Source organism: Dactylosporangium sp. NPDC005572, from assembly GCF_040605515.1.
Lineage (GTDB): Bacteria > Actinomycetota > Actinomycetes > Mycobacteriales > Micromonosporaceae > Dactylosporangium.
Map to the genome: position 1 here is coordinate 18008 of NZ_JBEXCY010000085.1, position 13088 is coordinate 31095.

The following is a 13088-nucleotide window of genomic DNA, read 5'->3' on the forward strand; positions in this document are numbered from 1 at the left end:
CCGAGACGGGACATCCCTCATGACCCTCACCCCGATCCAGCACGTACCGATGACGGCTTTACCGGTCGACAAAGAGTGGTACAAGCGCGCCGTCTTCTACGAGGTGCTGACCCAGGCCTGCTTCGACTCGAACAACGACGGCGTCGGCGACCTGCTCGGCCTGGTGTCCAAACTGGACTATCTGCAGTGGCTCGGCGTCGACTGCCTCTGGCTGCCGCCGATCTACGACTCCCCGCGCCGCGACGGCGGCTACGACATCCGCGACTACTACACGATCAGCCCCGACTACGGGACGATCGACGACTTCGCGACGCTGATCCGCGAGGCGCACGCCCGCGGCATCCGGGTCATCACCGACCTGGTGCTCAACCACACCTCCGACACCCACCACTGGTTCCAGGAGTCGCGCCGCGACCCGGCGGGGCCGTACGGCGACTTCTACGTCTGGCGCGACACGGACACCGAGTACGCCGACGTCCGGATCATCTTCGCCGACACCGAGCCGTCGAACTGGACGTTCGACCCGGTCCGGCAGCAGTTCTACTGGCACCGGTTCTTCCACCACCAGCCCGACCTCAACTACGACAACCCGGTCGTCGCCGACGCCATGCTCGACGTCGTGCGCTTCTGGCTGAAGCTGGGCATCGACGGGTTCCGCCTCGACGCGGTGCCGTACCTCTTCGAGCGCGAGGGCACCGACTGCGCCAGCCTGCCCGAGACCCACGAGTACCTCAAACGCATCCGCAAGATCGTCGACGACGAGTACCCCGGCACGGTCCTGCTCGCCGAGGCGAACATGTGGCCGACCGACCTGGTGGAGTACTTCGGCGACGACGACCTCGGCGGCGACGAGTGCCACATGGCGTTCCACTTCCCGCTCATGCCCCGCATCTTCATGGCGGTCCGCAAGGAGTCGCGGGTGCCGATCGCGGACATCGTCATGCAGACCCCGCGCATCCCGGACGGCTGCCAGTGGGGCACCTTCCTGCGCAACCACGACGAGCTGACCCTGGAGATGGTCACCGACGAGGAGCGCGACTACCTCTACACCGAGTACGCCCACGACCCGCGGATGCGGCTGAACCTCGGCATCCGGCGCCGCCTCGCCCCGATGCTGAACAACGACCGCGACCAGATCGAGCTGTTCACGTCGCTGCTGCTGTCGCTGCCGGGCTCGCCGGTCATCTACTACGGCGACGAGATCGGCATGGGCGACAACGTGTACCTCGGCGACCGCGACGGGGTCCGGACCCCGATGCAGTGGAACGTCGACCGCAACGGCGGGTTCTCCCGCGCCGACCCCGGCCAGCTGTACCTGCCGATGAACAACGGCTGGGTATACGGCTACCATTCGGTCAACGTGGAGCGGCAGCTGCAGGAGCCGGCGTCGCTGCTGCACTGGACCCGCAAGATGCTCGCGATCCGCAAGCAGCACGCCGCCTTCGCGCTCGGCGACCTGACCATCCTCAACGCCACGAACGAGTCGGTGCTGGCGTTCCTGCGCGAGCACGGCGACGAGGTGCTGCTGTGCGTGCACAACCTGTCCCGGCACCCCCAGCCGGTACAGCTGCCGATCGGGTCCCGGTTCCACGGCCACACACCGGTCGAGCTCACCGGGAACACCCGCTTCCCGGCCATCGGTCTGCGGGCGTACCTCCTGACGCTGCCCGGCTACGGCTCGTACTGGTTCCGCATCGTCCCGCCGACCCGGCGCAAGGGGACCGCCCCGGTCCGTTGACCCGCGCCGAGGTCGGTGAGGCCGGCGAGCGCGCGGGCGGCCTCGTGCGGGTCGCCGGCACGCCTGGCCAGGTCCAGGGCGGCGCGGTACCGGTCCAGCGCCTCGCCGGGCCGGCCGACGGCGCGCAGCGTCGCACCGAGGCCGTTCAGCGCCTCGATGCGCAGGCCGACCTCGCCGGTCTCGCGGCTGATCGCGAGGGCCTGGTCGAACCGGGCGAGCGCCTCCGCCGGCCGGCCCAGCCGCAGCTGCGCGGCGCCGAGCGCGGCGAGGGCGCTGCCCTCGCCGCCCCGGTCGCGGCACGACCGGCAGGCCGCCAGTGCCCGCCGTAGCTGGTCCAGTGCCTCCTCGTGCCGGCCGACCAGGCTCTCCAGCGCGCCGAGGTTGCCCAGCGCGTAGCCCTCGAGCCGGGCGTCGCCCAGCTCCGCGAAGAGCGCCGCCGCCCGCCGCAGGTGCCGGCGGGCCGGCGCGTACCGGCCGAGGCGGCGGTACAGGCCGCCGAGGTTGAGCAGCTGGCTGCCCTCGCCGTGGCGGTCGCCGATGCCGCGGTATCCGGCGAGCGCCCCGACCAGGCACGCCCGGGCTCGCGGGTAGTCGCCCAGCCGCTCGTGGGCCAGGCCCAGCCGGGCCAGCGCCCGGGCCCGGCCGGCCCGGTCGCCGCCGCGCTCGTGCCAGGCCAGCGACTGCTCGAACCAGCGCCGGGCCCGGGCGTGCTCGCCGAGCCACCAGTGCGTCCCGCCGAGGTTGGCGAGCACCCGGGCGACCCGCTCCGGCGGGATCTCCTGCAGGGCAGCACGCGCGGCGGCGCCGTGCACGGCGAGCGCCTCCTGGCCGTGGCCGCCGACCTCGAAGTAGCGCCACAGCGCCTCGGACAGCCCGACGGCGTGCGCGGCGAGGCCGTGCCGGGCGGCGTCTCCGGCCAGCGCCACCAGGTTGCCGCGCTCCCGGTCCAGCGCCCGGCGCGCCGGTTCGGCACCGCCGGGCGCGGGCCGGACGCCGGGCTGGTCGTGGGGGTACAGCGCGGCCGCGGCGGCGGTCGCGGCGGTGACGTGGTGGTCGAGCAGCCGGACGAGCGCGGCCCGGCGCGCGGCGCGGGACAGGGTGGTGCGGGCGGACTCGGCCGCATACGCGCGCAGCAGGTCGTGCATGCCGTACCGGTCGGCGCCGACCCGGGCCACCAGGTGCGCGCGGACCAGCTCGGTCACCGCGGCGCGGGCGGGCTCCGCGGCGACCCCGGCGAGCGCGGCGACGGCCGGGCCGTCCAGGTCGGTGCCGGGGTGCAGCCCGAGCAGCGCGAAGAGCCGCCGGGCGGGCGGGGCGAGGTGCCGGTGCGACCAGGAGAACACCGCCCGCACCGCGCTGCGCGGGTCGCCGGTGTCCAGGCGGTCCAGCGCGCTGGCTGCACCGTCGAGGTCGGCCACCACGTCGCGCAGGCGCAGCCCGTCGTGCCCGGCGGCGAACTCGGCGGCGATGCGCAGCGCCAGTGGCAGCCCCGCGCACCGGCGGGCGAGCGCGGCGGCGGCCGCCGGCTCGGTGTCGACCCGGTCGCCCAGCAGCGCCCGCAGCAGCCGGGCCGCCTCGGTCCGGCCGAGCGGGTCGAGCCGGATACGGTGGGCGCCCTCGCGCACGACCAGGCCGGCGAGGTCGTCGCGGCTGGTGACCACGGCGAGGCAGGACGCGGCGCCGGGCAGCAGCGGGCGTACCTGGTCGGCGCCGGACGCGTTGTCGAGCAGCACGAGCAGCCGCCGTCCGGCGACGAGGCTGCGGTACAGCGCGGCGCGCTCGGCCACGCCGCGCGGGACGTCGGCGCCGTCGACGCCGAGGGCGCGCAGGAAGCCGGCGAGCGCGTCGGCCGGCGGGACCGGTCGCCGGGGGTCGTAGCCGCGCAGGTCGGCGTGGAGCTGGCCGTCGGGGAAGCGGTCGGCGGCGCGGTGCGCCCACCGCACGGCCAGTGCGGTCTTGCCGACCCCGGCGGTACCGACGAGGAGCACGACCGTGCCGCCGGCGACGTCGGAGAGCTCGGCGAGTTGCGGCTCGCGGCCGGTGAAGCCGGCGCCGTCGAGCGGGAGCTGCCGGGGTACGACCGGGGTCTTCGCGTGGCGGCGGGCGTCCGCGACCCGGTCCCGGGCCGTTGCGAGGGCACCCTGCTCGGCCGGCGTGGCGCCGAGCAGCCGCACGAGCGTGTCGAACCGGTCGGTCGGCGGCAGGACCTGGCCGGCGAGGTAGCCGCCGATCACGCCGTGGGACCACCCCGTCGCGGCGGCGAGCCGGCGGTAGGTCAGCTCGCCTTCCCCGGTTGCCCGGGCGTGGCGCCGGCGCAGGTCGCGCAGGGCCCGGCCCAGGTCGGCGAGCGTCGCGATGCCGGCCGCCGGATCGCCGCGCGACCCGGCGGCCGATGCCGAGGGCTGCCCGTTGATGCCGGGAGGCTATCCGGCACCGGGCGGCAGGACTACCAGCCGGACGCCGCGCAGGGCGTCCCGTTCAGCGTGAAGCCGGTGGGCGGCGTGAAAGGTACAGCCGAGCCGCCGAATCCCACGTTCGCCTGTCCCCCGGGCTGGATCGTCGCGAAGTACACCGCCGGCGTGACGGTGCCGGCGGAGCCGGAGCGGGTGACGGTACCGCCGAAGGAGCTGCCGATCGTCGCCGTGCCGGCCAGCTGGAACGTGAGCTGCCAGCCGGTGACCGGGAGCGCGGTGGTGTTGCGGACGTTTACGACGGCCTGGTACCCGGGCGCGAACGTGATCACCTGGGCGGTGCAGGACAGGGCGGGAGCGGGGTCGGCGGCGGACGCGGGGGGCGGGGCTGCGGCGACCGCGGCGGCGGACACCAGCACCGACGCGAGCCGCAATGGGAGGCGATGTTTGTCCATGGCGGCATCGTGGCCGTCCACCCGCGGCCGCCGCCCCGGATCCCGGACACGGTCGGACAGCGTCGGACACGTAGAGACGTCGACGCACCTGTGGCCGGCCGGTGGCACCGGCTTCCGGCCGCTACGGCCGGTCGGGCAGCAGCCGCTCCTCGTGATCCAGCTCCCGCTCGAGCACGCGGAGACCCTCGTCGGGCAGCCGGCCGGCGTCGCGCCACCGCACAAGCTCCGCGCGCTGGGCGTCGATCGCCGTGTGCCGGATCCGCACAGCCGCCTCGTACCGCGGGGAGACCGGCATCGTCGGCGAGTCGGCGGTGTCCAGCAGGTCGATCCGTTCCTGGTAGCGGGCCAGGCGGGTGTGCAGGTGGCCGCGCATCGCCGCGATGGCCTCGGCGTCCTCGTCCTCCTCGAGCTCCTCGAGTTCGTCGAGCCGGGCGAGGGCGGCCTCGACGGATGCGGCCCGCGCCTCGTTGCGCAGACGCGCCTGGTCGATCGTGTTCGCGCGCAGGCCGAGCAGCCGGACGAGCGGCGCGAAGGTCAGGCCCTGCCCGACCAGCGTGATGATCACGACGACGAAGGTGCAGAACAGCAACAGGTCCCGGTCCGGGAACGGCGCGCCGCTGTCGGTGACCAGCGGGATCGTGAAGATCGCCGCGAGGCTGATGACGCCCCGGGTCCCCGACCAGCTGAGCGCCACGACCTCGCGTCCGGTCAGTCGTTCGGCGTTGCGGCGCCCGCGGGCGGTCGGGTTCGCCAGGTCGCTGTCGCCGCCCAGCCTGGTGTGCAGCGACCGCGGCAGCGACTGGGTCGCCATCAGCCACAGCGGCCTGAACAGCAGCACCACGCCGACCGTGATCGCGACCGCGATCACGACCGTGCTCGCGTCGTACTGCAGGAGTCCCCGCACCACCTGCGGGAACTGCTGGCCGATCAGCAGGAACACGCATCCTTCCAGCAGGAAGTCGACCAGCCGCCAGACCGCGCTGGTCTGCAGGCGGCTGGCTCCCGAACCCGCGCGTGGCGCGTTGTGGCCGACGATCAGCCCCGCGACCACGACCGCGAGGACCCCGGAGACGTGGAGCTGCTCGCCGATCAGGTAGGCCACGAACGGGGTGGCCAGCGAGATGGCGTTCGCGGCCAGCGGGTCGGTCGTCAGCGGGCGCAGGAGGCGAACACCGTACGCGACGAGCACGCCGATCAGCACCCCACCGGCGGCGGCGAGCAGGAACTGTCCGACCGCCGCCGGCGCCGAGAAACCGCCACCGACCGCGGCGGCGACGGCCACGCTGAGAATCGTCAGGGCGGTGGCGTCGTTGAGGAGTCCCTCGCCCTGGATGAGCGTGATGAGCCGGGGCGGTAGGCCGACCTTGCGGCCGACGGCGAGGGCCGCGACCGGATCCGGCGGCGCGACCGCGGCGCCCACCGCGATGCCGGCCGCCAGCGTCGCGCCGCTGACGAACCAGTGGAAACCGGCCCCGATCAGCAGCGCGGTCGCGAGGACCAGGGCGACGGAGAGACTGACGACGGTGCGCAAGTGACGGCGGATGGCCAGAAGCGACGAGTCCAGGGCGGCGCTGTAGAGCAGCGGCGGGATGACGAACGTGAGGACGAAGGCCGGGTCCAGCGTGACGTTGGGGCCGGGCAGCAACGCGTAGCCGATCCCGATGACGGTGAGCAGTGCGGCCGCGGGCAGACCGGTCCGTTCGGCCACCCACCGGGTCGAGACGATGACGACGACGGCGGCGAGCAGGAACAGCAGGATCGTCTCGAGGTCCACGATCATATTCTTCCCCGCTGTGCGTGAACGGGCCGGTGGATGGGCAGTGAGCCAGATCGCGAACAGCGCCCCGCCTTCCTGTGCGGCGCTGCGACGGTGGCGCCTCGCCGCCGCGGGTCAAATGGGTGTAAGCAGGGCACTAGGTGTGACCTACCGGCCGGAGGTGTCGGATGGGACCGGGCGGAGACCTGGCAGGGCGAGAGCTGGCTGGGCGAGGTCCGTCTGCCCGGGGGCAGGCAGTGCACGAGAGCGAACACACGCGGGTGACCCGGGTGTGCGTTGCCGGGGGTGGCACGGTCATCCGCAAGGAGCCGCTGGGGCCGGACGCGCAGCGGCGGGTGCAGCACGAGGTGGCGATCCTGGAGCGGCTGCGCGGTGTCGAGGGGGTCGCGCAGCTGGTGGATTCGCCGCGGTGGCCGGGGTCGGTCGTGGTGGCGGACGTCGGTGGCGTGTGCCTGGCCGCGTTGGCGAAGCCGCTGGCGGTCGACGACCTGCTCGCGCTGGGGCTGGCGCTGGCCCGGGCGGTGGCGGGGATGCACCGGCGGGGTGTGCTGCACCGCGACGTCGCGCCGGCGAACATCGTGATCTCCCGCGACGGCGCGCTGTGCCTGGTCGACTTCGCCCTGGCCTCGTCGCTGGCCGAGCTGCGTCCGGAGTTCACGCACCACACCGAGATCGTGGGCACGCTGGCGTATCTGGCGCCGGAGCAGACCGGGCGCACCGGCCGGTCGGTGGACCAGCGCGCCGACCTCTACGCGCTCGGCGCGACGCTCTACGAGCTGGCCACGGGCGCCCCGCCGTTCGGCACCGGCGACCCGCTGCGCCTCACGCACGCCCACCTGGCCCGGGTGCCGGTCCCGCCGCAGGACGTGAACCCGGCCGTGCCGGAGCCGCTGTCCGACATCGTCATGCACCTGCTGGAGAAGGAGCCGGACAACCGGTACCAGACCGCCGAAGGCCTGGTCCACGACCTGGAACGGCTCCGGGACGCCGGCCCGCGGGCCGCGGCCGGGCTCCGGATCGGCGAGCACGACGTTCCGCTGCGGCTGCTGCCGCCGTCACGGCTGGTAGGTCGCGACGCGGCAGTGGCGGTGCTGGAGGCGGCGTTCGAGGACGCCCTGTCCGGCCGGTGCCGCGGGGTGCTGGTCGGCGGGGCGCCGGGGGTGGGAAAGACCGCGCTGGTCGACGAGCTGCGGCCGGTGGTGACCGGCGGTGACGGCTGGTTCGTGGCGGGCAAGGTCGACCAGTACCGGCGGGATCTGGAGTTCGACGCGGTCCGGCAGGCGTTCCGGGCGTTGGGCCGGATGCTGCTGGCCGAGCCGGAGGACGAGCTGGGACAGGTGCGCGAACGGATCGCGGCGGCGATCCGGCCGAACGCGGGCCTGCTGGCCGCGGCGGTACCGGAGTTCGCGGCACTGCTGGGCGAGCCGCCCGACCCGGGGGATCCGCTGACCGCGCGGGTCCGGGCCCAGCGCGTGGCGGTGGAGGTGCTCCGAGCGGTCGCCTCGCGCAAACGGCCCGTGGTGGTGTTCGTCGACGACCTGCAATGGGTGGGGCGAACGCCGCTGGGCGTCATCGACCTCCTGCTGAACGAGGAGCACATCGACGGCCTGCTGCTGGTGGGCGCGTACCGCGAAGCCGACGTGGACGCGGCGCACCCGCTGGCGGGACCGCTGTCCCGGTGGCGGGAACAGCCGGGGGTGCGGCACCTGCGGCTGGTGAACCTGCCGCGGTCCGGCACGGACACCATGGTCGCCGAGATGCTCCACGCGGACCCGGGCCGGGCGGCGGACCTGGGCGAGGTGATCCACCCGTACACGTCCGGCAACCCGTACGAGACGGTGGAGCTGCTCAACGCGCTGCGCCGCGACGGCGTGCTGACCGCCACGACCGCCGGGTGGCGGTGGGACGCGGCGGACGTGCGCGCACACCTGGGCCGCTCCGAAGTCACCGGGCTGCTGGCCGCGCGGGTCCACTCGATGCCGGCGGCGTCCCGGCAGCTGGTGGAGGCGATGGCGTGCCTGGGCGGGCGAGCGGACCTGAGCGTGCTGCAGGCCGCGACCGCCGTACCGGAGGACGTGGTGGAGCAGCGGCTGGCGCCCGCCCTCGACGACGGCCTGCTGGTGCTGGAGCCCGGGACCCACCCGGCGGTGCGGTTCCGCCACGACCGGATCCACGAGGCGGTCCTGGGCGGGGTGGGTCCGCGGCGGCGGCGCACGCTGCAGCTGGCGATGGCGCGGCGGCTGGCGACCGTGCCGGAGCTGTTCCCGGTCGCGGCGGAGCAGTACCTGCCGGTGGTCGACGCCGTCGACGATCCCGCGGAGCGGCGCCGGGTGGTGGGGCTGCTGCGCCGGGCCGCCGGCCAGGCCGCGTTGATCGGGAACCATGCGCTGGTGAACGCGCTGCTGGCCGCGGCGCTGCGGCTGGTCGACCCGGATGAGACCGCCACGCTCGTCCAGGTGCACACCGGCCGCCACGCCGCCCTGTACGGCCTGGGGCGCCTGGACGAGGCGGACGAGGAGTACCGCACGATCGACGGGCTGTGCACCGGCGCCCTGGACCGTGCGGACGCGACGTGCGTGCAGGTGCGCAGCCTGACCCACCGCAACCGTCTCGAGGAGGCGATCGAGCTCGGCCTCGGGTCGCTGCGTGAGCTCGGCGTCAGCGTCCCGGCGGCGGATCGGCTCCCCGACGGGCTCGACGACCTGTACCGGTGGCTGGACCACACCGACGGCGCCGACGAGCTGGCCCGCCCGGAGATCACCGACCCCACGCTCCTCGCCGCGAGCCATCTGCTCACCGCGGTCCTGACGGCGGCGTACCTGGCCGCGCACTACGGCACGTACAGCTGGCTGAGCCTGGAGGCGCTGCGGACCTGGATCGAGCACGGTCCGGGCCCCACCCTGGTCGGGCCCGCCGGCGCCGCCGCCACCGTCGCGGTGCTGCGCGGGGACTACGCGGCCGGGTACCGGGTGTTGCGGCGGGTCCTGGCGCTGGGCGAGCTCCACGGCTACGAGCCCGACACCTCGCAGGCGCGCTTCCTGACCGCGCTGCGCTGCTGCTGGTTCGAGCCGATCGAGAACGGTGTCCAGGCCGGGCGGCGGGCGCGGGAGGGGCTCATCGCGGGGGGTGACCTGACCCACGCCGGGTTCACCTACTACGCGACCGTGGTGGGCCTGCTGGACAGCGCGCCGTCGCTGGACAGCTGCGTCGCCGAGGTGGAGGCCGGGCTGACCTTCATGCGGCGCTCCGGCAGTGACGAGGCCGGCCAGTGGCTCGGCCCCTACCGGTGGCTGGCCGACGTGCTGCGCGGCGAGTACTCGCCCGCGGCCGGCGAGGCGGCGCCCGACCGGTACGCCGGCGACCCGCTGGCCCTGTTCCACGCGCATGTCAACCGCGCGCTCGCCGCCGCCGTCCTCGGCGATCCGGCCGGCCTGGCGGGGCACACCGCGGCGGCGATGCCGCTGCTGCCGGCCGCCCCGGGCCTCTATCCGACCGCCCTGGCCCACCTGCTGCGGGGGCTGGCCCTCGCCGGGCAGGTCCGGGACAGCCACGGTGGCGAGCGCGGCGCGCTGCTGTCCGAACTGGACGAGGTGACCCAGTGGCTGGCCGCCCGCGCCGCGGACGCGCCGGCCAACTTCCAGCACCTCCTGCGGCTGCTCGAGGCGGAGCGGGCGTGGGCCGCCGGCGACTTCCACGCCGCCGTCCTCGCCTTCGACGCCGCACGGCACGAGGCGGCCCCGCTCCCGCGACCGTGGCACCGGGCCCTGATCGCCGAGCGTTCGGCCCGCTTCTATCTGGCCCACGGCGTCGAGCACGCCGGCTACCACCTGCTGCTCGAGGCGCGCCGGGAGTACCTCGAATGGGGCGCGACCGCGAAGGTGCGCCAGCTCGACTGGGCCTACCCGACCCTGCGGCCGGCCGCGCACGCCGACCGGCCCGGCGACCTCGACCATCGCCGGTCGGCCGTCACGGCCGGCACGATCGACCTGCTCGGCATCCTGTCCGCGTCGCAGGTGCTGAGCTCGCAGACCAGCGTCGAGGGGCTGCATTCCCGGCTGGTCCAGGTGCTCAGCGCGATCACCGGCGCCACCCAGGTGCACCTGGTGCTGTGGAGCGCCGACCGGCAGCACTGGCTGCTGGCGGCACCGGGCGGCCGCGGTACCACGGCGGGCAGCGTCACCGGCCACGAACACGTGGTCCCGTTGTCGGTGCTGCGATACGTCCGGCGGGCGCGTGAGCCGCTGGTCGTGGGTGACGCCACCCGCGACCAGCGGTTCTCCCGCGACCCGTACCTCACCGACCTCATCTGCTGCTCGCTGCTGGCCGTGCCGATCCTCAACCGCGGCACGCTGCAGGCGGTACTGCTGCTGGAGAACCGCCTCATCCGCGGCGCGTTCAGCACCGAACGACTCGACGCCGTCAAACTCATCGCCGGCCAACTGGCCGTCTCCCTCGACAACGCCCGCCTCTACGCCGACTTCCGCCGCATCGCCAACGAACAGGCCGCACTCCGGCGGGTCGCGACACTCGTCGCCCGCGGCACCGGCCCCGACCCCGTGTTCGCCGCGGTGGCCGACGAGGTCGGCGCGCTCTTCGGCGCCGACGGCACCGCGATCGTGCGGTTCGAGCCGGACGGTGACGCGACGGTGATGGGTGGCTACGGCCTCAAGCATGGCGAACCCGGTACGCGGGGGAAGCTCGACGCCCGTTCGGCCATGGCGGCGGTCCAGGCCACCGGCCGCGCGGCACGCCGCCACGGCGTGCACGGCCCGCTGTCGGGCGGCCTGGCCGAGCCCACTCCCACCGAGCACCGCTCCGCGTTCGCCAGCCCGATCGTGGTCGAGGGGCGTCTCTGGGGCGCCATCGGCGCCGCGGCCCGCCGCGAACGGCTGGGTGAGGACACCGAGCAACGGCTGGCCGACTTCACCGAGCTCGTCGCGACCGCCATCGCCAACGCCGAGAGCCGGGCCGAGCTCACCACCTCCCGGGCCCGGATCGTCGCCGCCGCCGACCACACCCGCCGCCGCATCGAACGCGACCTGCACGACGGCGCCCAGCAACGCCTCGTCGCCCTGGCGCTGCAACTGCGCGCGGCGCAGGCGGACGTCCCGCCCCAGTTCGACACCCTCGGCCGGCAGCTCGACCGGGCCGTCGCCGGGGCCAACTCCGCCGCCGACGAACTGCGCGAGATCGCCCACGGCATCCACCCGTCGATCCTGACCGAGGGCGGACTCGGCCCCGCCCTGCGCACGCTCGCCCGCCGCTCACCGATCCCGGTCCAGCTCAACCTGCGCACCGTGGGACGGCTGCCCGAGCAGGTCGAGGTCAGCACCTACTACATCGTCGCCGAGGCACTCACCAACGCGGCCAAACACGCGCAGGCCTCGACCATCACCGTCACCGTCGACACCGCCGGCATCGTCGACACCGCCGGCACGGTCCTGCACGTCGCCGTCCACGACGACGGCGCCGGCGGCGCCGACTTCACCCACGGCACCGGCCTGCTCGGCCTCAAAGACCGCGCCGAGGCACTCGGCGGACGGATCGCCCTCCACAGCCCGCACGGTGCGGGCACCAGCCTGACCGTGGAAATTCCGGTTCGGACCGGGCTTTCATGAGACGGGCGCAACACAGCGGGCAGCGGTTGCGCACCGCGCCGCCGCAGTAGCGTGAAATCGTGTCGACGACAGACGTTCTCACCAGTACCGACCTCGCTGAGCTCCACCGATCCGCACTCGGCGCGGCCAACCCGCTCGGCGTGGCCACCGAACTGGCCGGCGCGGCCGACCAGGGCCGGCTGGCCGATCCGCACGATGCCGGGTATGCACTGACCCTGGCCGCGGAGATCGCTGAGAGCCGGGGAAAGCTGGACGCCGCGCTGCGGTACGCGGATCGCGCCGTCGCGGCGTACGGGACGGACGACGACACCCGGGCCGGGTTCACCCGAGCCTTCCGCGCCCGGCTCCTGTTCCGCTCCGGCGGCCGGGAGGACGAGGCGATGGGCGAGCTCAACGCCCTCCGGCCGCTGCTCACCGAGCAACCCGACGCCGCCGCCTACCTCAGTGCGGCGCTGGACGCGGGTGGCCGCACCAACCTCGCCGAGCAGTGGCTGAGCGAGGCCGTCGAGTCGCTGCTCGCCGAGCGCGGCGCGCCCCCGAAGCCGTCCGACGTGGAGGCGTCCGGTGCGCTCTTCTTCCTGCTGCACGAGCGGCACCGGGTCCGGCGCGACCTGGCCCTGCCGCACGACCAGAACGACAACCTGGCGGACCGCCTGGAGAGCGAGCTGACCCGCCGGACCGAGGAGGCGCTCACCGAGCCCGCTGCCCTGCTCTTCTGGCCGCGGGCCGACTTCGACCGCCTGCTGTCGCAGTGGCCGGCCCTGAGCGACGCGTACGGGCGGGACTGGGACGAGCACCGCGCCCGGCTGGAGCGGCACCTGGTGCGGCTCGCCGACGCCGGCCGTCCCGGGCTGACCGTGCTCGCCGGCTCGGTCGACGGGCTGTCCGGCTACGCGGAGCGGCACGCCGCCGATCCGGCCGATCCGCAGACCCGGGCCGGCTACGCGGAGCAGGTGGCCGGGCGGCCCGGGCGGCCCGGGCAGATCCCGTGGCCGCCGGCGCGGAACGAGCCGTGCTGGTGCGGTTCGGGCAGCAAGTACAAGAAGTGCTGCCTGCCGCGCTCCCGCGGCTGACCGGCGCCTCGGGCGA

At 74.6% G+C, this 13088-nt stretch carries 6 protein-coding genes; 3 read left to right on the forward strand and 3 right to left on the reverse strand.

Features of this window, described 5'->3' with window-relative positions; translation table 11 throughout:
- Positions 1-49 precede the first annotated feature (49 nt).
- Positions 50-1738 carry a maltose alpha-D-glucosyltransferase gene (gene treS / locus ABZS66_RS32715; protein ID WP_354764472.1) on the forward strand — a complete coding sequence of 563 codons (1689 nt, stop codon included), beginning with the start codon at positions 50-52 and terminating at the stop codon, positions 1736-1738.
- Here the strand turns inward: treS and ABZS66_RS32720 are convergent.
- From ABZS66_RS32720 to ABZS66_RS32730, 3 genes are all read right to left on the reverse strand, one after another.
- Positions 1672-4152, reverse strand: coding sequence for a tetratricopeptide repeat protein (locus ABZS66_RS32720; protein ID WP_354764508.1), 2481 nt, complete (start codon positions 4150-4152; stop codon positions 1672-1674). The two genes, treS and ABZS66_RS32720, sit on opposite strands and share 67 nt — an antisense overlap.
- A 32-nt stretch (positions 4153-4184) precedes the next feature.
- Positions 4185-4604 (reverse strand): cellulose binding domain-containing protein, encoded by a 420-nt coding sequence (locus tag ABZS66_RS32725; RefSeq protein WP_354764474.1) that lies wholly within the window; start codon positions 4602-4604, stop codon positions 4185-4187.
- Between the two features lie 121 nt (positions 4605-4725).
- A complete protein-coding gene (locus tag ABZS66_RS32730; protein ID WP_354764476.1) occupies positions 4726-6384 on the reverse strand; it encodes a Na+/H+ antiporter in 1659 nt (552 codons plus the stop codon).
- Positions 6385-6617: 233 nt separating this feature from the next.
- On the opposite strand from ABZS66_RS32730, the gene ABZS66_RS32735 reads away from it, so the two are divergent.
- On the forward strand, positions 6618-11999 hold the full coding sequence (locus tag ABZS66_RS32735) for an AAA family ATPase (protein WP_354764478.1): 5382 nt from the start codon (positions 6618-6620) through the stop codon (positions 11997-11999).
- Positions 12000-12058: 59 nt separating this feature from the next.
- Positions 12059-13072, forward strand: coding sequence for an SEC-C domain-containing protein (locus tag ABZS66_RS32740; RefSeq protein ID WP_354764480.1), 1014 nt, complete (start codon positions 12059-12061; stop codon positions 13070-13072).
- Positions 13073-13088: the final 16 nt, after the last annotated feature.